This is a genomic window from Hathewaya proteolytica DSM 3090, assembly GCF_900142225.1.
Taxonomy (GTDB): Bacteria; Bacillota; Clostridia; order Clostridiales; family Clostridiaceae; genus Hathewaya; species Hathewaya proteolytica.
Map to the genome: position 1 here is coordinate 59,016 of NZ_FRAD01000012.1, position 22,716 is coordinate 81,731.

General features: G+C 35.1%; 24 protein-coding genes. 1 reads left to right on the forward strand and 23 read right to left on the reverse strand.

All coding sequences use genetic code 11. From position 1 onward, the window contains the following. Positions 1 to 107: 107 nt before the first annotated feature. The 16 genes from scfB to hflX form a co-directional block, all read right to left on the reverse strand. Positions 108 to 1,484 carry a thioether cross-link-forming SCIFF peptide maturase gene (gene scfB / locus BUA73_RS07950; protein WP_072903589.1) on the reverse strand — a complete coding sequence of 459 codons (1,377 nt, stop codon included), beginning with the start codon at positions 1,482 to 1,484 and terminating at the stop codon, positions 108 to 110. 83 nt (positions 1,485 to 1,567) lie between these two features. Beyond that, positions 1,568 to 1,705, reverse strand: coding sequence for a six-cysteine ranthipeptide SCIFF (gene scfA / locus BUA73_RS07955; RefSeq protein ID WP_072903590.1), 138 nt, complete (start codon positions 1,703 to 1,705; stop codon positions 1,568 to 1,570). Positions 1,706 to 1,772: 67 nt separating this feature from the next. Continuing rightward, positions 1,773 to 2,147 (reverse strand): TIGR04086 family membrane protein, encoded by a 375-nt coding sequence (locus tag BUA73_RS07960; protein ID WP_072903592.1) that lies wholly within the window; start codon positions 2,145 to 2,147, stop codon positions 1,773 to 1,775. A 77-nt stretch (positions 2,148 to 2,224) separates the two neighbouring features. Next, on the reverse strand, positions 2,225 to 2,563 hold the full coding sequence (yajC, locus tag BUA73_RS07965; RefSeq protein ID WP_072903594.1) for a preprotein translocase subunit YajC: 339 nt from the start codon (positions 2,561 to 2,563) through the stop codon (positions 2,225 to 2,227). Between the two features lie 84 nt (positions 2,564 to 2,647). Continuing rightward, complete coding sequence (tgt, locus tag BUA73_RS07970; protein ID WP_072903595.1) at positions 2,648 to 3,784, reverse strand: tRNA guanosine(34) transglycosylase Tgt; 1,137 nt, start codon at positions 3,782 to 3,784, stop codon at positions 2,648 to 2,650. Positions 3,785 to 3,807: 23 nt separating this feature from the next. Further along, a complete protein-coding gene (gene queA / locus BUA73_RS07975) occupies positions 3,808 to 4,833 on the reverse strand; it encodes a tRNA preQ1(34) S-adenosylmethionine ribosyltransferase-isomerase QueA (RefSeq protein ID WP_072903596.1) in 1,026 nt (341 codons plus the stop codon). Between the two features lie 16 nt (positions 4,834 to 4,849). Then, entirely contained in the window at positions 4,850 to 5,893 is a 1,044-nt protein-coding gene (gene ruvB, locus BUA73_RS07980; protein WP_072903597.1) for a Holliday junction branch migration DNA helicase RuvB, read from the reverse strand. A 10-nt stretch (positions 5,894 to 5,903) separates the two neighbouring features. Beyond that, positions 5,904 to 6,488, reverse strand: a complete 585-nt coding sequence (ruvA, locus tag BUA73_RS07985; RefSeq protein ID WP_072903598.1) for a Holliday junction branch migration protein RuvA — start codon at positions 6,486 to 6,488, stop codon at positions 5,904 to 5,906. Positions 6,489 to 6,647: 159 nt separating this feature from the next. After that, the gene (locus BUA73_RS07990; protein ID WP_072903600.1) at positions 6,648 to 7,031 is read right to left on the reverse strand and encodes a hypothetical protein; all 384 of its coding nucleotides are present in this window, start codon (positions 7,029 to 7,031) and stop codon (positions 6,648 to 6,650) included. A gap of 114 nt (positions 7,032 to 7,145) precedes the next feature. Then, positions 7,146 to 7,988 carry a DegV family protein gene (locus BUA73_RS07995; protein WP_072903602.1) on the reverse strand — a complete coding sequence of 281 codons (843 nt, stop codon included), beginning with the start codon at positions 7,986 to 7,988 and terminating at the stop codon, positions 7,146 to 7,148. A 206-nt stretch (positions 7,989 to 8,194) separates the two neighbouring features. Next, a complete protein-coding gene (locus BUA73_RS08000) occupies positions 8,195 to 8,932 on the reverse strand; it encodes a YebC/PmpR family DNA-binding transcriptional regulator (RefSeq protein WP_072903604.1) in 738 nt (245 codons plus the stop codon). Positions 8,933 to 9,044: 112 nt separating this feature from the next. Continuing rightward, positions 9,045 to 9,686 carry a YigZ family protein gene (locus tag BUA73_RS08005; protein WP_072903605.1) on the reverse strand — a complete coding sequence of 214 codons (642 nt, stop codon included), beginning with the start codon at positions 9,684 to 9,686 and terminating at the stop codon, positions 9,045 to 9,047. Between the two features lie 21 nt (positions 9,687 to 9,707). Then, complete coding sequence (locus tag BUA73_RS08010; protein WP_072903606.1) at positions 9,708 to 10,373, reverse strand: HEAT repeat domain-containing protein; 666 nt, start codon at positions 10,371 to 10,373, stop codon at positions 9,708 to 9,710. Between the two features lie 5 nt (positions 10,374 to 10,378). After that, positions 10,379 to 11,785 carry a MocR-like pyridoxine biosynthesis transcription factor PdxR gene (gene pdxR, locus BUA73_RS08015; protein WP_072903607.1) on the reverse strand — a complete coding sequence of 469 codons (1,407 nt, stop codon included), beginning with the start codon at positions 11,783 to 11,785 and terminating at the stop codon, positions 10,379 to 10,381. 11 nt (positions 11,786 to 11,796) lie between these two features. After that, on the reverse strand, positions 11,797 to 12,696 hold the full coding sequence (locus BUA73_RS08020) for a nucleotidyltransferase domain-containing protein (protein WP_072903609.1): 900 nt from the start codon (positions 12,694 to 12,696) through the stop codon (positions 11,797 to 11,799). Between the two features lie 12 nt (positions 12,697 to 12,708). Beyond that, positions 12,709 to 14,499 carry a GTPase HflX gene (gene hflX, locus BUA73_RS08025; RefSeq protein ID WP_072903610.1) on the reverse strand — a complete coding sequence of 597 codons (1,791 nt, stop codon included), beginning with the start codon at positions 14,497 to 14,499 and terminating at the stop codon, positions 12,709 to 12,711. Between the two features lie 275 nt (positions 14,500 to 14,774). Here hflX and BUA73_RS08030 point away from each other — a divergent pair, with 275 nt between their 5' ends. Then, positions 14,775 to 17,288, forward strand: a complete 2,514-nt coding sequence (locus BUA73_RS08030) for a transglycosylase domain-containing protein (protein ID WP_072903611.1) — start codon at positions 14,775 to 14,777, stop codon at positions 17,286 to 17,288. A gap of 69 nt (positions 17,289 to 17,357) precedes the next feature. On the opposite strand, the gene spoVAE is transcribed toward BUA73_RS08030, so the two are convergent. The 7 genes from spoVAE to BUA73_RS08065 form a co-directional block, all read right to left on the reverse strand. Then, the gene (gene spoVAE / locus BUA73_RS08035; protein WP_072903645.1) at positions 17,358 to 17,714 is read right to left on the reverse strand and encodes a stage V sporulation protein AE; all 357 of its coding nucleotides are present in this window, start codon (positions 17,712 to 17,714) and stop codon (positions 17,358 to 17,360) included. A 26-nt stretch (positions 17,715 to 17,740) separates the two neighbouring features. Beyond that, the gene (spoVAD, locus tag BUA73_RS08040) at positions 17,741 to 18,757 is read right to left on the reverse strand and encodes a stage V sporulation protein AD (protein ID WP_072903613.1); all 1,017 of its coding nucleotides are present in this window, start codon (positions 18,755 to 18,757) and stop codon (positions 17,741 to 17,743) included. Positions 18,758 to 18,770: 13 nt separating this feature from the next. Next, on the reverse strand, positions 18,771 to 19,301 hold the full coding sequence (gene spoVAC, locus BUA73_RS08045) for a stage V sporulation protein AC (protein ID WP_084672158.1): 531 nt from the start codon (positions 19,299 to 19,301) through the stop codon (positions 18,771 to 18,773). Between the two features lie 89 nt (positions 19,302 to 19,390). Continuing rightward, complete coding sequence (sigF, locus tag BUA73_RS08050; RefSeq protein WP_072903615.1) at positions 19,391 to 20,128, reverse strand: RNA polymerase sporulation sigma factor SigF; 738 nt, start codon at positions 20,126 to 20,128, stop codon at positions 19,391 to 19,393. A 31-nt stretch (positions 20,129 to 20,159) separates the two neighbouring features. After that, positions 20,160 to 20,582 (reverse strand): anti-sigma F factor, encoded by a 423-nt coding sequence (gene spoIIAB, locus BUA73_RS08055; protein WP_072903617.1) that lies wholly within the window; start codon positions 20,580 to 20,582, stop codon positions 20,160 to 20,162. A gap of 13 nt (positions 20,583 to 20,595) precedes the next feature. Further along, positions 20,596 to 20,934, reverse strand: a complete 339-nt coding sequence (gene spoIIAA, locus BUA73_RS08060; RefSeq protein ID WP_072903618.1) for an anti-sigma F factor antagonist — start codon at positions 20,932 to 20,934, stop codon at positions 20,596 to 20,598. Positions 20,935 to 21,093: 159 nt separating this feature from the next. Next, positions 21,094 to 22,599, reverse strand: a complete 1,506-nt coding sequence (locus BUA73_RS08065; RefSeq protein ID WP_072903620.1) for a DUF1846 domain-containing protein — start codon at positions 22,597 to 22,599, stop codon at positions 21,094 to 21,096. Between the last annotated feature and the right edge of the window lie 117 nt (positions 22,600 to 22,716).

Consider the following 22,716-nt stretch of genomic DNA (forward strand, 5'->3'; position numbering starts at 1 on the left):
TTAAATTATGTTAAATTTCTGCTACAAATGTAAAGACAATTATAGAAATATTATATTCCCCCCAGGATATTTAGTCAATATTTTAAATAATCCATGAGATTTGTTGGCTATTTTTCTTCATTTTCCATTTTCTTTGCTTTTAAAGCTATGGCACACTCAATTCTCTTTTTTTGCATTTCACAGCCAATTTCATAAGGTACATGTATATCTCCATTAAAATTGTAGTTGTTGGCCTGACATCCTCCACTGCAATAGAATCTTGCCCAACACTCTTTGCAAGCAGGTTTATTGTAAATATGGGCAGTTTTAAAATTATTGCTCAATTCTTCATTGTAATAGTCTTCGTCGTATATATTTCCAAGTTTAAATTCGTCATTTCCTACGAATTGATGACATGGGAAAACATCCCCTTCAGGGGTTATAGCTACATATTCATGACCAGCGCCACAACCTGAAATTCTCTTATATACACAAGGTCCACCCTTTAAATCCACGTTGAAATGATAGAAATTAAATTCTCTATTCTCTTCATATCTTTTTACCATTTCATCATATAGTTTATCATATTGTTCGAAGATTTGTGGAAGATCTTCCTTTCTAAGCGAAAGTTCATGTTCATCTGGCAATACTACCGGTTCCACAGATATCTCTTTGTACCCTATTTCTGCTAAATATTTTATATCCTCAAAGAAATCAAGATTTTCTCTTGTAAAAGTACCTCTTACGTAATAAAGCTTATCCTTATCTCTTTTTTCGATCATTTTATTGATTTTGGGAACTATGGAATCATAACTTCCGCTTCCGTCAGCCCTAACTCTAACTTTGTCATTTACCTCTTTTCTTCCATCAAGGCTCAATACGATGTTTACCATGTTTTCATTTAAATACTCTATAATTTCATCATTTAAGAGTGTGCAGTTTGTAGTCATAGTAAATCTAATATTTTTATCATATTGCTTCTCTATACTCCTAGCGTAATCCACAACTTCCCTTACAGTATCCATAGCCATAAGAGGTTCCCCACCAAATAAATCCACCTCTATGTTTTTTCTCGGACCTGAATGCTTTATAATGTAATCTATGGCTTTTTTTGCCACCTCTGGAGACATTCTCTCCCTACATCCATGATATTCCCCTTCATCAGCAAAACAGTATTTGCACCTTAAGTTACAATCATGGATTATGTTAAGACACAATGCCTTTATGTAGGATTCAGATTGGCCCATGCTCATTGCAACTAGTTCATAAGGATCCTTTGTATACAGATACTCTTGTTGAATTAGCTCCTGAATTTCTCCATAGGCCTCTTCCATTTCCTCTGCACTGTATTTACCTGCATATATTTGCTTAAGCTCTTCTAAAGGCTTAAGTTTATCTTCATCTAACAAATCAAAAACTAATTCATCAACATTGTGCAATGATCCTGAATTTACGTCGATTACAAAATAATCTTCTCTCTGTTTGAATTTATGTATTAATGCCATATTAAACTCCTCCTTGTATAATGTAGTCATAATAAAGTTAAAGCAGTAACCCTTGAGTTACTGCCATGATACTAGCAAATCAATTAGTTTTCGCAAGCTAAATTTGCTACTGTGCAAGATGTTTTACATGCAGATTGACATGAATTTGCACATTCCTTACATCCAGGCTTTTTTAAGCTATTTTTTAAACTTGATTTGTTTAAAACCTTTATGTGTTTCATGTATAAGTCCCCCATTCAAACTTTTTCATAAACATTATACCATATGTGAAAAAACAAATAAAGAGTGTTATATATTAATTCCTAACATTCCCGACAATGTTCCTGCAAATACGCAAAGCAAAATTCTCATAAGATCTGACATGGAAAAACTAAATTTTCCCATGGATACCATGGATACCACATATATAAAAACTATATATGTAAATCCAACTATCATTCCAATTAACCAACCATTTTCCCCTGCCTTTCTTGATGCATATCCTGCACCAAGTAAAACGCTTACAAGGGTTATGGCCATAAATATAATGCCATAGGTTTTGTCAGATATAGCAACCTTTCCAAATGTAGCAATAAGGGTGTACGCCATGAGACATATTATAGTGAATATAACGGCCCTTAAAAAACCTTGGGAAACACAAGAAATTTTAACCTTTAATTGCATAAAAATACCTCCCTTCGAAAATAATATTATACTTTTAACTAATATTATTTATGCGAAAAGAGGTGTCAATATTACCTTTATTTCTCTTCTTTAATTTCTTTAGCCATTGGAAGCTCTTCAGTGTTGCTTTCTTCCTTTGGTTTTTCTTCTTCTCTAGAATTTAAAACCTGGCCAATTCCATTTTTATTTAATTTAATTCTAGCTCTGCTTGGGCCTGTTTCCAAAACTATGTTTTCTTCATCAATATTGATAATTCTACCAATGATACCGCCTTTGGTCATTATCTCATCATTAACCTTCAAATTATCTAACATACTTTCATACTGTTTTCTTCTCTTTTTATCCGGAACGATCATAAGGAAGTACAACAATACGAACATAAGTACTATTGGTAATAACTGTACAAGTATATTCATCTTTTTCTCTCCTTTCAATTACGGTTTGCTTATATAATATGAATCATTATATAGCTTATCATTAAATAATGATACTTTAATTTTCTATTTTTTGCAACCCCACTGTTGCAATTTTTCTTCTTTAAACTGTTCAAAATAATCTCCGTCAATTGCATCTCGGATATCTTCCATCAGCTTATTGTAAAAGAATAGATTGTGAAGAACAGAAAGCCTCATGGCTAGCATCTCTTTAGCCTTAAATAAGTGGCGTATATATGCTCTTGTGTAATGCCTACACACAGGACAATTACACCCTTCATCTATAGGGCGGGTATCCAGCTCGAACTTTGCATTCATTATGTTTATGCCGCCATCTTTAGTAAACAAATGTCCATGTCTTCCATTTCGGGCTGGCAGAACGCAATCAAAAAAGTCTACACCCCTAGATACAGCTTCTAGTATATTTTCAGGTGTTCCAACCCCCATCAAATATATAGGCTTATCTTGTGGGAGATTTGGTACTACCGCATCAATTATTCTATACATGTCCTCATGACTTTCTCCCACAGCCAGACCCCCTATGGCATAACCGTCAAGGTCCATCTTGGCAATAGTTCTGGCGTGTTCGGCTCTTATGTCTTCGTATACTCCACCTTGGTTTATACCAAATAACATCTGTTGCTTATTTACGGTGTTCTCCAATTTGTTTAACCTATCCATTTCTACCTTACATCTCTCTAGCCATCTGGTGGTTCTTGCTACAGATTTTTCAACATAATCTCTTGGAGATGGATTTGATACGCACTCGTCAAAGGCCATTGCTATAGTAGATCCTAAATTGCTTTGAATTTGCATACTCTCCTCTGGTCCCATAAATATTTTTCTTCCATCTATGTGAGAATTGAAATAAACACCTTCTTCTTTTATTGTTCTTATGGATGCAAGTGAAAACACTTGAAATCCGCCTGAATCCGTTAGAATTGGCTTTTTCCAATTCATAAACTTATGTAAACCGCCCAGTTCCCTTACTACCTTGTCACCAGGTCTTAAATGAAGGTGATATGTATTTGACAGCTCTACCTGACAGCCTATTTCTTCAAGGTCCATGGAAGAAACTGCACCTTTTATTGCTGCCAATGTTCCTACATTCATAAATACAGGTGTCTGTATTGTGCCGTGGACTGTTTCAAACTGTCCTCTTCTAACCTTACCGCTTTTTTTTAATAATGTATATTTTCCCATATAATGTACTCCTTAATTTGCGTCTACTTTACAAACATGGCATCGCCAAAGCTAAAGAATCTATATTTTTTCTCCACCGCCACAGCATAGGCATTCATAACATTCTCTTTACCTGCTAGGGCGCTAACTAACATAATTAAAGTGGACTGAGGCAAGTGAAAATTTGTTATCAAACAATCTAATACTTTGAACCTATAACCTGGATATATAAAAATATCAGTCCAACCTGAGCATTCTCTAACCATGCCATTTTCGTCTGCTATACTTTCAATTGTTCTACAAGAGGTTGTGCCTACTGCCACTACTTTTTTTCCTGCATTTTTTGTTTTATTTATCACATCTGCTGTTTCTTTGCCCATAACATAAAATTCCGAGTGCATGTGATGTTCTTCAATATTTTCTGCCTTTACAGGCCTAAAAGTCCCTAATCCAACGTGTAGTGTAACAAACTCCACATTTACTCCTTTTTTTCTGATAGCATCTAAGAGCTCTGTAGTAAAATGAAGCCCTGCTGTAGGAGCTGCAGCGGAACCAAGTTCCTTAGAGTATACTGTTTGGTATCTATTTTTTTCTTCAAGTTTTTCAGTTATATACGGTGGCAATGGCATTTCACCTAGTTTGTCTAAAACCTCTTCAAAAATGCCCTCATATTGAAACTCCACTATTCTAGTTCCTTCTTCAATTATATCCACAACAGTAGCTTTTAATTCACCATTGCCGAATACAAATCGTGACCCTACTTTAGCTCGTTTTCCTGGTTTAACCAAGGTCTCCCAGTGGTTATCATCTATTCTCTTAAGCAAAAGGAATTCCATTTTCCCCATGGAATCCTCCTTGTGTCCTATAAGCCTTGCTGGTATCACCTTTGTATTGTTGAGTACTAAGCAGTCCCCTGGCTCCAGGTAGTCCAAAATATCCTTAAACACTTTGTGTTCAATATCTCCCGTTTTCTTATCTAGCACCATCAATCTGGACTGATCCCTATTTTCTATTGGGTGTTGTGCAATATATTCCTGCGGTAAATCAAAATCAAAATCTGTAACTTTCAAATTATACACCTCTCATCTATTCAAAAATACTACACTGTTTGCCATTAAATCTATTTTCGCTAATTTCTTCTTGAGATACTTTTAGATGATTATAAGCTCTTTCACCTGCTATTCTTCCTCTAGGAGTTCTTATAAGAAAACCTTTTTGTAACAAATAAGGTTCGTACACATCTTCAACTGTGGAAGTTTCCTCTCCTATAAAATATGCCAAGGTCTCTACCCCTACAGGTCCCCCCTTAAAATTAAAAACAAGGGCTTCCAAAATCTTATTGTCTACAGAATCAAAGCCTTCCTCATCTATTCCAAGCATAGCCGTAGACTTTTCCACTAATTTCTCATCCACCACAGAAGCATCATACACATCGGCATAATCTCGGACTCTTTTCAACAATCTATTGGCGATTCTAGGAGTTCCTCTTGATTTTCCAGCTAATATCCAAGCCCCATCTCTAGACATATTTACCTGAAGTATATTGGCCGATCTGGTTATTATCTCTGTCAATTCCTCTTCCTCGTAAAACTCCATAGCACACAATATGCCAAATCGATCCCTAAGAGGTGAGGTCAGAAGCCCTAGTCTGGTGGTGGCTCCTATTAGTGTAAACTTTGGCAAATCTATTCGTATAGATTTTGCCTGTGCCCCTTTTCCAATTACTATGTCTAAGGCATAGTCTTCCATGGCAGGATACAAGATTTCCTCTACAGTCCTTGATAATCTGTGTATTTCATCTATAAACAAAACATCATTTTCTGACAAGCTTGTCAATATTGCAGCTAAATCTCCAGCCCTTTCAATAGCAGGTCCAGAGGTTATTTTAAGACTTCCTCCCATTTCTCTTGCTATTATGTTTGCAAGTGTTGTCTTCCCAAGGCCTGGTGGTCCATAAAGTAGAGTGTGATCGAGGGCTTCTCCTCTTTTTTGAGCTGCCTTAATAAATATTTTAAGATTTTCTTTAACCTTTTTTTGTCCTATATATTCACTTAATCTTGTAGGCCGCAAAGATAACTCACAAACTTCATCTTCTTCTATAAATTCTGGTGTAATAAATCTGTCATCCAATGTTTCCACCTCAATTCATAAGGAACTTTAAGCATTCTTTTATTGTATCTTCCACCGACTCAATGCGTTCCAAATTTTTCATAGCTTTTTCAATTTCTTTTTCATTGTATCCTAATGCTTTCAATGCCTCACAAGCCTCATCACAATTGACCTTGTTTTTCTGTAAATCGGAGTTTTCATCTCCACAGTTTTCAACTTCAATCTTATCTTTTAACTCTAAAATAATTCTTTGAGCTATCTTACTCCCAACTCCCGGAGCCTTCATAAGAAGTTTGTATTCTCCGTTAACTATGGCATTTTTAAGATTGCTGACTGTGGTAACAGATAAAAGGGAAAGCGCAGCTTTTGCCCCTACTCCATTTACAGTGAGTAGCTTTTGGAACAGCTCCAACTCTTCTACAGAATAAAATCCATACAATCCAATAAAATCATCCCTAACTATCTGGAGAATATGAAGTGTGACCTTTTCATTTACAGGCGGCAGATATGACATAGTATTTCCCGATGAAAAGATCTTATAGCCTATATCATTGTTTTCTAAAACAATGTAATCTAAATTTATCCCTTTGAAAATCCCCTTAATGTATTCGTACACATCTTCACCTCATTTTATAAGCAAAATTCTTACCTTCAAGTGGATTTTTAACTCCATGTAAAGGTTAGAAGTCGTTATCTATAGCTTCCCATAGATAAACTTACAATTTACTTTACCATTAATGACATAGGATTTCAACCAAATATGAGTTTTTTATTTTTACGATTTAAAGATTCCTATCAATGCTTCATGAGCATCTTCCCTTGTATCATACTGATATATTTTATCCCCATTTCTTAAAAGTTCTATATCGTCTTTTGGCAACATAAATATATTTATGTTGGATATGTCTTTTTCACTTTCAAGCTTTACATTTCCTTTTTCATCGCTTTTTAATATGGCAACATATTTTCCTTCTATGCCTATTACGTATTTATTTGGCGCATATTTATACTTTGTCGATTTAGTGGACAACATAACTACCTCCACCTTTTCTCTAAATATGGCCTTTGTAAAAAGCATATTTGTGGTTTTGTAGGATACATTAAAAAATAAAAACAATGCTGTCATTGCACTAAAAAAAATTTTTTTAAAATATTTCATATTATCACCCTTTCTTATTAAGTATTTCCATGAAAAGGGGGTAATATGCAAAAAAGAAATAATCCGGCCAGCTTCACCGTTTATTTCTTTTATTGTTGTTATATTGTATGCTGTTTACTTTACTTTGTAGCAAATTACACCAATTAGGCCAGGGCCACTGTGTACACCAGAAACAGGGCTTACGTTTCCAACTACCTTTACACTTCGAATGAACTCTTTGCCTTTAAGATTTTCTGCCATCTCTAAGGTTTCCTGCTCTGCATTTCCGTATACAAGATACACATCTACTAATTCCTTAGGTTCTAAAATGATTTCTTCCATTCTTCTAAGGGACTGTTTTCTGCCACGCATTTTCTCATAAGTAACATATTTTCCATCATCATCGATGGTAACAATAGGTTTTAAATTTATCAATTCTCCAAAGGTACCAGTTATCTTTCCTATTCTTCCACCTTTTTTAAGATACTTCAAGGTGCCGATTACAAAATAACCCTTTATTTTCTCTTTTATTCTAGGAATTTCTTCTATAATCTCTTCAAAATCTTTTCCTTGCTCTATTAACTCTGCGCACTTTTCTACTATAAGTCCTTGACACATAGAAATACCTCTTGAGTCGTAGACAAATATATTTATGTCATTAAATTCTTTACTTGCCAAATTTACAGCGTTGAATATTCCAGATAAGCCACTGGACAAAGTTATGCAAATGACGTGAGTATAACCTTCTTTTATAAGTTCATTAAAAGTACATTCCATGTCAGATAACAAAGGAAGTGAGGTAGTTACATTGCAGTCATCAAGTTTAGAATACACTTGCTCAGAGCTAATATCTATACCATCTCTAAACTCTTCATTGTCACAAATAACCCTAAATGGTAACACTCTTATTTTGTATTTTTCTATTATTTCACTATTTAAATCACATGCACTATCGGTAACTAAAGCAATTTTATTCATACATTCACCTCTTAAATACAAGTTTTAAAAACTACGTTTCATCACATGGATATTATACCATATACTAGTTTAGAAGTATATACAATATTCTAAATTAAATTTTTAACAATTTAAATATTTTAAATCCATATAGAAAAATTTGGTTTGTTATCTTAAAGAAATACCTTTCATCATTTATAAATATAATGAAAGGCATATTCTTCTATCTATTCATCCCATCCTTCAGGGAATTCTGCATTGTGGTACACATCCTGGACATCGTCATCATCGTCAAGCAAGTTAAGCATTTTCTGGAATTTCTTAGCGTCATCCTCGTTTAACTCACTATATGTATCAGGGATCATTTTAACTGCTGCTTCTAAGAATTCAATATTTTTTTCTTCAAGGGCTTCTCTTACAGCTCCGAAGTTTTCTGGTTCCGTTGTGATGACAAACACATCTTCTTCAGCTTGAAAATCTTCTGCCCCAGCTTCTAAGGCTAACATCATTACTTCATCTTCATCTAAATCTTCCCTATCAATTACGAGTTCGCCCTTCTCTTGGAACATAAAGCCTACACACCCTGTGGTGCCCATGTTCCCGCCGCCTTTTGTAAATGCACTTCTAACGTTTCCAGCTGATCTGTTTTTGTTGTCAGTTAAAGCATCCACAATAACAGCTATTCCATTTGGACCATAGCCCTCGTATCTTATAGATTCGTAGTTTACGCTGCCAAGCTCTCCTGCTGCCTTTTTTATAGCTCTGTCTATTGAATCTTTAGGCATGTTATTTGCTTTTGCCTTTGCAATTACATCCCTAAGCTTTGGATTGGCCTCAGGGTTTGCTCCACCATTTTTTGCAGCTATGGCAAGTTCTTTACCTATCTTTGTAAAGACTTTACCTCTTGCCGCATCCGCTTTTCCCTTCTTGGCTTGTATATTATGCCACTTTGAATGTCCTGACATGATTGTTTCCTCCTATTTCAATAATATTTATTGTAAATCTATGTTTTGTTTATATATAAATAAAATTATAACATAATAAATTTTACATTCTTAAAGTCCTACTGTCAAATGTTTATGCATATAATCTGTATCCCATCTTAAAAAAGTACTGCTCTTCATCGATTTCTATGGTAACCTTTCCCATGGTAAGGTCCTTAACTGTGTTTTCTAAGTCAGCTCTACTATGCTTTTCAATGTTTACAGTTATTGCTACCTTGTCAGTATATGCTGTGTCCTCTATATGCCATTGATTTTTTTCAAAGGTGTACTGGATTTTGCCTAGCAAATCATAGTCGAATTCCATTCTTACTGTGAATCCTCTCACCTTTTCCACAATCTCTGTTGCCTTTAATGCCAGGGAAGCTCCGTTAGAATAAGCCCTTGTAAGGTTAGACGCTCCAAGAAGCACACCGCCAAAATATCTAGTAACAACAACTACTACATCCGTTAGATTGTTTCTCTTAAGCACCTCTAACACTGGTATTCCTCCCGTTCCCTTAGGCTCCCCATCATCACTATACCTCTGAATCCCCATGTTTTCCCCAACAATATATGCAAACACATTATGTCTGGCATCCTTATACCTATTTTTTATTTCCTCTATATACTTTTTTGCCTCATCCTCCGATTCAACCCTCATTACATTGCCTATAAATCTAGACTTCTTCTCTTCAAATTCACTAGTACCTTGGTTTATTATTGTAAAATAACTCACTTTCCCTCACTCCCTAACCTTTTATTTTACAGAATGGAGATATGCTTTGCACTTTTCTCTTATGTAATCTTTATCAGTATTGTTCATTATAAATTCAATTTTCTCTTTACACTTTACGCTATTTATCTTCATTAAAGATGATATAGCATAACTTACAACTTGATTGTTTTGATCTTCTAGTGCCCTAATTAGTGCCATTTCGCCTTGCTCCGACTTTAGTTTTCCAAGGGCTGATACTGACAATCTCCTTAAGGTTACATTGTCATGAACAGTGCACTTAATCAAAATCCCTGTGCCATCTTTATAATTCAATTCACCTATAATCCATATAGCTTTTTCCTTTTCAAACCAGTTCATATCTCCAAATGAATCCACAATGTATGCACAAAGTTGGGATTTCAGTGCTTCATTTAAAGTTTCAAAGGATTTTAATCTGCTTTCTTTACTCACCTTGCAAAGATATTGAAATAGTTCCTCTGAATTTTTGCATTTTGATATGACGCCATATTTTAATTTACCCTTTATAATATGTTGCTGCACTTGTTCCCTTGTTAAATGGCGTATCTTTGCAATAGAATCAATAGGCTTATCTTCAAGAAATAAAAAGTATGTTATATCCTCTTCCGAAACATCATCTATATTATTCCAATTTTTATTTGATTGTATGTTATAATTTTTATTTTCCAAAGTTCTTACCTCTTTAATTCATTAAAGATATTTTTTATGACAGCTAAGCCTGTCACCATATCGGCCTCAGTGGCTCTAGCAAATCCAATTTTAAAATGCTTATACCCATCCTCAGGATTTTTATAGAAAAACACTCCTGGAGTAATTACAACTCCTTGTTTAAAACCCTTTTCAAAAAGTTCCATGGAATTCATGTTGTTTTTTATTGTAAGGTAAACACTGAGTCCACCTTTAGACTCCGTATATTGAAGATGTTCTTGAAGCTCTTTCTGAATAATTTCAACTAAAAAGCTATACCTCTTTTCATACTCTGTTCTGAGTTTTTTTACATGTGTCTTCCAGTAGGCTTTTTTTATGTACACTTCAAGTGCCCTTTGCATTATACTAGATGTGCTGATGTCTGTGTTGATTTTAAAGTTTAATACCATCTCTTTTAATTCTTTAGGAAGAAGAAGATACCCAAGCCTTATACCTGGAAGAAAGGTTTTGGAAAAGCTCTTTACATATATAACTTTATTATTGTTATCTAAATATTTGAAACTTGTATTTTCATTTTTTTCATGGTAAATTAGCTCTGACATATAATCGTCTTCTAAAATATAAAAGTTGTATATTTCAGCTAATTCCAATATTCTCTTTTTCTTCTCATAGCTGTAGCATATCCCCGTGGGATTGTGCAATGAACTCATGGTGTAAAAGCACTTTATATCATTTTTCATAAGAACCTTTTCAAACTTATCTAAATCTATACCATCCTCTTGAAGTGGAATATCTATAACATTAGCTTTTCTCCAATTGAACACATTTAAAGCCCCATTATATGTAGGGCTTTCCACCACCACATTGTCAGCACTATTTATTAAAGTTCGAGATATAAGGTCGATTCCTTGCTGTGCCCCGGATATAATTAAAAAATCTCCTGGCAAGTACTTATTGTCCCAAAATGCTTCGTTTATGGTTTTTCTCAATCCCTCAAAGCCCTTTGCATCATTGTGAAGAAATGCCTTTGCCCCATCTCTATCCATAATGTAATTTATGCACTTTTTAAAATCTTCTATAGGAAAAAATTCCTCTCTTATACTGTCACCTACGAAATCAATGTAAGAATGGTGTTTCAAGTTTAACTTTTTTAATGCCTGTGCATACACTTTTTTATAATCTCTATTGTTATAGGGGCTTTTTACATAAGTGCCACTGCCAAGTTTTTGATAGCAAACTCCATGTTGACAAAGTTTGTTATAGGCCATAATCACCGTATCTTTGTTAACTCCAAGATAATGGCTAAGTTTTCTGATGGAGGGTAGCTTATCCCTATCCTCCATCATGCCTCTTTGTATTAACTCTTCTATGTGAATAGCTATTTGCATATATTTAGGACTGTCTTTTTGAAAGATAATATTAAACTTATCCATAATATTTTCCATTATATATAATAAACGTTTTCGTCAACAAGAGAATTGCCATCATTTCTCTTATATGCTCTTCTGTCTTTTTTTAGTATATTGCATAAATACATCTTGTCTAGTACTTCTTCCATATTTATACTGTACTCTTTAAACATATCATGTTGCATCAATTCTGAAGAGCTTACTGCTTGTTCTAGTGTCCACATATATTCTATAACAACTGCAGCATATTCCCTTAAATTATGCTCTATATTTTGCTCTAAATAAGAGATTAAGTTTTTTATTTTAACTTCCAAACTTTTCTGTTGTGAAAAAAAATCACTGGCTATCTGCTGGAATTCCACATCGAAGTTCATGGCCATACTGACAACATCCCTATTTATCATATAACCTCTGTAATTTACTATGAGCTTTGAAAAATCCCTAACTGCGTTGTTTGCGATGGTATAGGAATTGAATATGGATCCTAAGTGGAGGTATTTTTTACACTCTGCAATGTCCTTTAAGATGTTTCCAAGGTAAGATAAGGTCCACTTCTTTCCGTGGATTTCATTGTAATACCTTTCTTCATTGTATAGAGAGTCCAGTTCCTTGTCCTTTGAAAAGACAAGTTTTGACGAACAAAATATTCTGTGCATGTGTCCACCTTTATTATCTCCCTTGCAAAGCCTAATCAATTTATCTTTGCAAATAAGTCTTATGTGAACTGGAACTTTATTTTCTTCTGAGTATATATTTATATTCTCCGGTGAAAAACCGTTTTCCTGCACAACAATTAAATCGATATCAGACTTCTCCCACAAGTCACCATTTACAATGGATCCAAATACAAATACACCCAATATTCCATCTTTATCTTTGAGTTTTTCTACGGTTTTAGAATATGCACATTGATAATTTATAATGGTCCTGTTCAATGAAACCCCTCCCTATTCCTGTATCTCATAAGATTTACATTTATTATACACCTGTTCATCTACTAATGCTGTAATTTTAGTGCCTATTTCTTCATATTCTTCTTTTATAACCTTGCATTTATCGTGTATAAAGGAAGTTAATTTCTGTTCACTGTAAGGTATAATAAAGGTGCATTCCTTCATTCTATGTGGTAATTTTTCGCATATTGTGTTTAGCAACAAGTCCACATTCAAGTTGTCCTTGGCTGAGATAGCAACCTTTGTGTACTCTTTTAGTGATTCTTCAAGTTCCTCTAACTTTTCTTGTGAAATCTTATCTATTTTATTTAAAACAAGAATTAGATTTTTAGTCTCTGACCCTAATTCTAATAGCACACTTTCCACTGTAGCGATTTGCTCATGTACCTTATCATTGGATGCATCCACAACGTGTATAAGTAAGTCTGAGTTTATCACTTCTTCTAAGGTGGATTTAAAGGACTCAACTAAATCGTGGGATAATTTCTTTATAAATCCTACAGTGTCAGATAAGGTGGCTATTCTTCCATCTGGCAGACTAATGGCCCTGGTTGTAGTGTCTAGTGTGGCAAAAAGCATATCAGCTTCAAATACCTTCTCTTTCACAACGTCCCTTCTACCTGGCACTAACTCACACAATTTGTTTCTCAAGGTAGATTTCCCTGTATTGGTGTACCCAACTAAAGCTAATTTGGGTACATTTCCTCTGCTCCTATTATCCCTCTGAACACCTCTTATGTCCTTTATTTTTTCTAATTCTTTATTTAACTCAACTATTCTATCTCTTATTCTTCGCTTATCAATTTCTAGTTTTTTCTCTCCTGGTCCCTTTGTTCCTATGCCTCCGCCAGTTCTAGATAAAATTGTGCCTAAACCGACTAATCTTGCACTCCTGTACTTTAATTGTGCTAGTTCCACTTGATATTTTGCTTCTTTTGATCTAGCTCGCTTTGCAAAAATATCTAAAATAAGAGTTGTTCTATCGATGACCTTTACCCCTAGGTTTTCCTCAAGATTTCTCACCTGAGATCCCTTTAGCTCATCATCAAAAATGACAAGATTGCATTTCATGGCTTGAAGGATCATTCCTATCTCTTCCACCTTACCTTTGCCAACACAAAATGCATTGTCCGCCTTGCTTCTCCTTTGAAATACCTTCTCTATTGTTTCCACCTTGCAAGCTTTGGCCAATTCTTCTAATTCGTCAAGATTCTCTTCGCTATCTATGCCCACAAGAACTGCCCTTTCGCTATCCTCTTCTACAACATCATTGCTTTTTATAAGCTCTTCTATATGGTCTACCTTGTCAAGAAAATCCAATTTTTCTACTTCTTCCACAGTTAGGTTGCATAATTCTTCTTTTATCAGTGTATTATTTTCCACCGAACAAAATCCAACATTACACTTAACACCGACACCCTGGCAGACTCCTAAAGCCACAATACAGTCTAATTTCAACCTTACAAGGGCCGATAAGTCTAAAGCAGACAATTTAGGGTTTCCATTTGGGTGGGTGTGGATTATTCTAACCCCTGATAATCTATTTTCTCTTATATCGATAAGAGGCAATTCTACAGTAGAACTATCTCCTACTGCAACGCTAATTATCTTTCCCTTTCGTGTTATGGCAACACTGACTTCCCTTTCAATTTTTAAAGTAACTTCCTCCATAATAGAAACAAGTTCCTGGGATAAAACATCGCTTTTCCACACTTCCAATTTATATATTTCAGACAGCTTGTTAAGAATACTGTCCCTTATTCCCTCTACATTTCCATATATCATAATTTTCCTCCTAGTAAACAAAAAACACTTTTTTTCATCTCATATTGAATATTTTAATATAATAAATCTTCTATATTCTTGACAACTATTACTTAATTTTATACTATAAAATCACTACTGTAAATAAAATACTCACCAATGCTGCAAAAATGCACTTATATAATAATAGTTTACAATATGATATAATATACTGATAAGCTTTACCCATACTTAGCATCAGTATAAGAAATTTTAACCATTTTATGGAGAGGAGTTGAAAACCATAAGGGTAAATTATGAAAGATAATAATAAAAAAAATGTAAATCCTGCGCCCACTAAGGGCAAATCCTTAAAAAAGAGAAATAGAAAAAAAAGAGTATTAAAGATAGTTCTTATCAGCTTTTTGATTTTCTTCGCTGCTGTATTTATTATAGGAGGGGCTATCTTCTTAGGAATTGCAAAAACAGCTCCAGATGTAGATTTAAAAGTAATTTGTACTTTCAATGAGCCATCTAAGTTTTACGATGATAAAGGTGTGCTAATTGACGAATATCTTACCACAGAGCAAAGAGAGCCTGTAAGCTATAACAATATTCCTAAATTATTAAGAGAGTCTTTTATTGCCATAGAGGATGAGCGATTTGAGAGCCACAACGGCATTGATTTTAAACGACTTATAGGTGCAACCATTGGAAACGTCAAGAGCCTTGTCACTGGCAAGAAGAATTTTACTGGTGCCTCAACCATAACTCAACAGCTGATAAAGCAAAAGTATTTTCTTCAGAGTTCTTTAGATGACAGACTTAGTTTCACAAGAAAAATTCAAGAAATGTCTATGGCTGTTGAATTGGAGAAAAAGCTTTCCAAGGAAAAAATTCTTGAAACATATATGAATACTATTTTCCTTGGTGGAAGTGCTTACGGCGTTAAATCCGCTGCAAGACAATATTTTAATAAAGATTTAGATCAACTTACCGTTACTGAATGTGCATTTTTAGCTAGTTGCGCCCAAAGCCCAACTGTATCTTTTGGAGCTGCAAAATATGCTTACGATAAAAAAGAACTTCACGAATCACCTCGTACTAAAATTGTGCTAAAAAAACTTCTTGAGAAAGGGAAAATTACCCAAGAACAGTACGATAAAGCCATCGTTCCACAGCTATCCTATTCTTTTAAGGATACTTTGAGAAGTAAAATGAAATACGAATGGTTTTCAAGACCTGTCATTGAGCAGGTTTCCGCAGATTTAAAAAAGCGATACAATTACACTGATTTAGAAGTACACGGTCTTCTAGCCAATGGTGGATTGAAAATATACACTACAATGAACACAAAACTTCAGAATAAAACTCAAGAAATAATAGATGATAAAAAGACCGAAGACAAAAAAAGTGCATGGCAGTATCTTTTCCCTAGAACCTCCAATTTAGAGCCACTACAAGAGAACCTGCAGGCTTCAGCAACTGTCATGGACTACCATACTGGAGAAGTTAAAGCTATTGTAGGTGGAAGAGGAGAGCAGAATGCGCTGTCTTATAACAGAGCTGCCTCTGAGAGCTTTTTAAGACCACCTGGTTCTGCACTTAAGCCATTTGCCGTCTACACCCCAGCTATTGATACAAAAAAATTTACAGCGGCATCTATGGTTGAAGATGAACCACTTTCAACTGAATTACAAACCAAGTATGGTTCCGATGGAACTCCATACAATCCCAAAAACTCTCCAAATACTTATGATGGAATGATTACCCTTAGAAACGCTCTAAAAAAATCCTCCAACGTGGTGGCTGTAAGAGTGGTAGATGAAGTAGGCTTAAGTACATCTTCAAAATACGCTGAAAAATTTGGTATACAAATTGACCCTGATGACAAAAAATATATTTCTTCCATGGCACTAGGACAGCTTGATACTGGCAGCAGAAATGGTACAAATCCGCTGACACTTTCCGCAGCCTATGGTGCCTTTGGAAACAATGGAAAAGTTACATCACCTGTTTTGTACACAAAAATTGTAAGTCGTGAAGGCTCAGTTTTGTTTGAAAACAAAGCTGAAAGCAGGCAGGTTATTTCTCCACAAACTGCATTTATTGTGTACGATATGTTAAAAGAACCCGTATCGTCTTCTGGTACTGGTCCCTCTGCAAATTTCGGTTCTATGGAAGTAAGGGGTAAAACAGGTACATCTTCAGATCAAAAAAATCTGTGGTTTGCAGGTTTAACACCTCATTACTCTTGTGCAGTATGGGTAGGCAATGACGATGCCACAGTTATAAAAGGCATGGGAAGTAACACCGCTGCTAAAATTTGGGCTAAAATAATGAAAGAGGCCAATGCAGGAAAGGATAATATCTCTGTTAAAATGCCAAAAGGTGTTGTAGTAAAAAAAGTATCCCCTCTTTCTGGTAACTTTATAAAGGACCTTCCTATTATCATAAAGGGATACAAAATTTATAACGAATACTTTTTAGACAACACTTATTCAGAACCTGAAAACACTTCTGAGGAGATGTATGTTAAATTAAAAGTAGTAAAAAACAGCAATGGCACTTATCTATTAGCAACAGATAAGAGCGATCCAGGGAAAATCGAAGAGAAAACATTCATAAAACAACAATACGCACACCTTCTAGGTGACAATGATAAGAGTTTATTAGAACCTACGGAGTATGATACTGGTGTTGGAACAAATATCCCACCTGACATCCTGGAGCCTGAGAACCCAGATGATACAGTGCCTGGAGATAATGATGTAAAACCTACTAAGCCAAATCTACCCGACTCCAGCGTGAACAACAGTCCTTCACCTTAGGGCAATGAAGGTACGTTTTAATAGTAGAAAAAGCTGTTACATAGTTTTATACTAAGTAACAGCTTTTTTCTATTCTTTAGTTTTAGCGTTGAATATTATGGACATTATATATCCAAAAACTATGGCTGAGGCTATTCCAGCTGCAGCCCCCTTTGTTCCACCAGTGAATATGCCTAAAAACCCCGCTTCCTTTACCTCTTCAATAACTCCATTGGCAAGGACATTTCCAAACCCAGGCAATGGAATAGTGGCTCCCGCCCCAGCAAACTCAACTAATTTATCGTACCAACCAAAGGCACCTAAAATCGTACCCAATACCACAAAAACCACAAGTATCCTAGCTGGCGTTAATTTTGTGGTATCCATAAGTATTTGAGCTATAACGCAGATAAGTCCACCTACTATAAATACCTTTATAAAATCCATGATCATATACATTCATCCTTTCTCAATTAGATCTCTACGGCTACAGCATGGGCTATTCCAGGTATGCTCTCACCTTGCTGAGAAGAAGTTGGACTCATTAGTGCACCAGTAGATACAAGGAGAATCCTATGTATTTTTTTTTGCATCATGTTTTTGTACACAAACCCAGTAAATACTGCTGCAGAGCATCCACATCCACTTCCACCGCATTTTACATCCTGTTCTTCCAACTTAAAAATCTCCATCCCGCAATCTTTGTAAACCTTGCCAATGTCAATATTATATTCTAGCAACAACTTTTCCGTTATGGTTTTTCCCAAAGTACCTAAATCCCCTGTTAAGATAAAATCGTAGTCCTCGGGTTTTCTATTTGTATCTATAAAATGCTGTTTAATTGTATCTACAGCTGCCGGAGCCATGGCAGCTCCCATGTTGGATGGATCCTTCTCTCCGTAGTCCTTTACCTTTCCAATTGTTACGTGAGTCACATAGGGAACATCCTTGTCTTTATCCAGTCCACTAAGTAGCACGGCCCCCGCTCCTGTAACCGTTCTCTGAGCAGTCTCTGGCCTCTGTGCTCCGTATTCAAGAGGGGTCCTAAACTGCCTTTCTGCTGAAGAAAAATGAGATGAGGTAGATGCAATCGCGTGGTTAGCATAACCCCCGTCCACAAGCATAGATGCCACACTTAGGGATAATGCCATAGTTGAGCACGCACCATACAGTCCAATAAATGGGATGTTGATATCTCGTACGGCAAAACTAGATGCAGTTAGTTGATTTAAAAGGTCTCCAGCAAGAAGAAAGTCAATATCTTCTTCTTTGCAATTTCCTTTTTTAATGCACTTCTCAATGGCCGTATAGCTAAGACTGCTCTCAGCCTTTTCGTATGATTCTTGGCCATTCATGTCATCTGTAAGGATTTCATCAAAATACTGCTTTAAAGGCCCCTCACCTTCTTTGGGACCCACAATATTATATGATGATATGATTCTTGGCCTATTTTCCAAAATAATTGTTTGCTTTCCTATTCGTCTACCCATAAAAACCTCCAAACTAAAATACAAAGAAATAATAAATAGTCCCAACTATCATAGATGCGATGGTTCCATATACAAGAACTGGTCCAGCAATTATAAACATTTTCGCAGCCACTCCAAATACATAACCTTCTTTTTTAAACTCAATGGCTGGGGATACCATGGCATTGGAAAACCCAGTTATAGGAACTAATGTGCCAGCACCTCCATATTCTGCAAATCTATCATAAACACCAATACCTGTTAAAAGCGCTCCTAAAAATATCATGGTAATAGAAACAAAGGCCCCTGTGACATCTTTAGACAAGTTAAAATAATTTGAATACAAAAGTCTAAAACATTCGCCTATACAACATATAAGTCCTCCAACCCAAAAAGCTTGAAAACAGTGAAGTAAAATTTGTGGTTTAGGCTTTTCCTCTTGGTTTAACTGTTCAAACTTCTTTTTTATTTTTTCTTCCTGCAGTGTTTCTTTTTTATTTTTGTCTTTTTCATTGTTATTCAAAATTCTTCCTGAAATATTTATCAGGAATTCACCACCTTTCATATTTAAATCCTTTAGTTCTTAGTTTAAGCAATATTATTTTTTTTAAACATAATAATGCAAAAAGAGCCCCTAAACTTTAGAGCTCTTTTCTATCCACTTAATTTTTCTTTTAATTGTTTTAAAACCCTTTTTTCAATTCTTGAAACCTGTACTTGACTGATTCCCATGGCTTTTGCTACTTCTATCTGAGTCTGGTCTTTAAAATACCTAAGTGCAATAACTTGTCTTGACCTTTGATCTAAAGTATTTAGTATTTCTTGCAAGGTAAGCCTATCTATTAAATTTTCTCCCTCATCCACAGTACTTCCAACTTTATCTATAAGTAAAACAGGAGACCCATCATCCTGATGAATTACATCGTATAAATATTGCGGCCCTGCCAATGCTTCTAATGCAAAAAGTATTTCATCCTTATCCTTGTGACAATACCTAGCCAACTCATCTATGCTAGGCTCTCTTCCAAGCTCTGACGTTAACTTTTCCCTATCATAATGCAACTGCTTTGCCGTATTTTTTACACTTCTACTTACCTTTAAAATACCATCATCCCTTAAGAATCTTCTTATCTCTCCCATGATCATTGGAACAGCATAGGTAGAAAATTTCACATTAAAACTGTTGTCGAAATTATTCACAGCTTTCACAAGGCCTATGCAGCCTATCTGAAATAAGTCATCATACTCATATCCCCTGTTGAGAAATTTTTTACAAATGGATGCAACTAAAGGGAAATTCATTTCTGAGATTCTATTCATAGCTTCTCTATCACCATTTTTGGCTTTATCAATGAGTACAGTATTTTCATCGTAGTCCATACTTTTATCCATATACCATTTCCTCCATCACATTACGTTACCTTCATATCTTAAAAATTTTTTTAAGAGTAACTCTTGTGCCTTGCCCGCATTCTGAAACTACATTCATATCATCCATAAACGTCTCCATGACAGTAAACCCTATACCAGATCTTTCTAAATCCGGTCTAGAGGTATACAATGGCTGTACCGCTAATTCTACATCTTCTATACCCTTACCCTTGTCGCTTACTATAACAGTGAATTCATTGCCTTCAATATAAGACTCTATAGTTATAATTCCCTCTTCATTGCCATACCCATGAATTATGGCATTTGTAACAGCCTCAGACACTGCTGTCTTAATATCTGAAATTTCCTCCAGTGTAGGATCAAGCTGAGTAGCAAAGGCTGCCACTGCTACTCTGGCGAAACTTTCATTTTCTGATTTACTCTGAAATTCTAATTTCATCATATTTTTTTGCATTTGCTTTTTCCCCCTAACTAAGTTTTTCTAGTGCATTATCTACTGTAGTATATATATCTATTATCTTGTTCATACCTGAAAGCATAAAAACCTTTTCCACTGTTCCCGTGGCCTCCGCCACACAAATCTTTCCGCCACTTTGGTTGATTTTTTTATACCTTCCGATAATCACACCAATTCCTGAGCTGTCCATGAAAGTTATAGCTCTAAAATCCAATATGACCTTTTTAACTTTTTCCCTTTCAATCCTATCATCTAGTTTGTTTCTCACCTCCTCGCAGGTATGGTGATCTAACTCTCCGTACATGCGTATAATAAGTACATCCTGTTTTTTTTCAAATCTCAGTTCCATATTTTATCCCCCTTTGTTCAGTTTTATCCATATTATACCATAGCATTAAATTATAATCCATACTTTTTTTAAAATTATTTCCATTTATTCTTTTCTCATTGTTTATAATTGTTTACATAAGAAAACGTCCATGTAAAAACATGGACGCTAATTACTTTTTTATATATAGTATAAGCTAGCAGTTGGGTATTGGGCATCACAAGTAACATCTATACCAAGCTTTCTAAAGGTTTGCTCATCACTGTCACTTATTATTGTAGTTGAATGTGCCTGTAGACCTTTTAACTCGCTAAGTTTTACGAGAGCAACTTTTGCCATTGGGTTTGTCACGGCACAGATGCTTAGGGCCATTAGAACCTCTTCGCAGTTTAAAGCTTTAACCTTTGCAGATAGTATATTTTGCTTTAAGTTAATTATAGGTTCTAAAATAACTGGCGCAATAAGATGTATGCTGTCGTCTATGTTTGCAAGGTACTTTATAGCATTTAAAATGACAGCAGGGGTGGCTTCCATTATTTCTGAACTCTTTCCGGTTAATATTGTGCCATCCTCTAACTGCAGTGCTGTTACAGAGCATATATCGCTTTTATAATTACTTTCCCTAATTTTCTCTGATTTTTCCCTAGCAGGTATAACTACTTTTCTATCTTCTGGTTTAAGATTCAATGACTGCATAATAAGTTTCACTCTATTAAAGGTTTCTAAATCTGTATTTCCCTTTTTATAATCACAGCTAGTCTTAAAGTACCTTCTTATTATTTCTTGTTTTGAAGCTTCTCTTACAACTTTATCATTTATTATACCAAACCCTACTCTATTCACACCCATATCTGTAGGTGATTTGTATACGGAATCTTTGCCTGTTATTTTTTCAATTATCCTCTTTACAACGGGAAACATCTCAAGGTCTCTGTTGTAATTTACTGCCATGGTATTGTATTCATCATAATGAAATGAATCTATCATATTCACGTCCTTAAGGTCCGCAGTGGCAGCTTCATATGCAATATTGAGAGGGTGTTTTAAAGGAACATTCCAAACTGGAAAGGTTTCAAATTTTGAATACCCTGCCATCTTCCCATGTTTATACTCATGATATAACTGGCTAAGACAAGTAGCTAGTTTTCCACTGCCCGGTCCTGGTGCTGTTACTACAACTATTGGTTTTGTTGTTTCTATATAAGGATTTTGTCCATACCCCTCATCACTGACAATTGTGTCCACATCTGTTGGGTATCCCTTTGTATGTCTATGCTTATATACCTTTATGCCTCTTCGCTCTAATTTGTTTATAAATACGGTACAGGATGGTTGATCTTCATATCTTGTTATGACAACACTGTTAACTTGAAGGTCATAGCTTCTCAAATCATCAATAAGTCTAAAAACATCAAGGTCATATGTTATACCAAAATCTCCACGAATTTTGTTTCGCTCAATATCTCCCGCATATACACATATAATTATTTCTGCTTTATCCTTAAGCTTATGTAATAATTTAATTTTTGCATTTTCGTCAAATCCAGGTAGAACTCTTTTTGCGTGTAAATCAAACATAAGTTTTCCACCAAATTCTAAGTACAGTTTATCAAAGTTATTGACGCGTTCAAGGATAAACTTGGATTGTTCATCCAAATACTTTTCGTGATCAAATCCTATCTCCATAATATCACCTCTCTAAAAAATAAATACTTATATATTATACATAAAGTAAAATCATATTTAAACAGTTATTTTTTATTTCTTAAATAATATTTACCCGTAATAAGGTATTTATTCAAC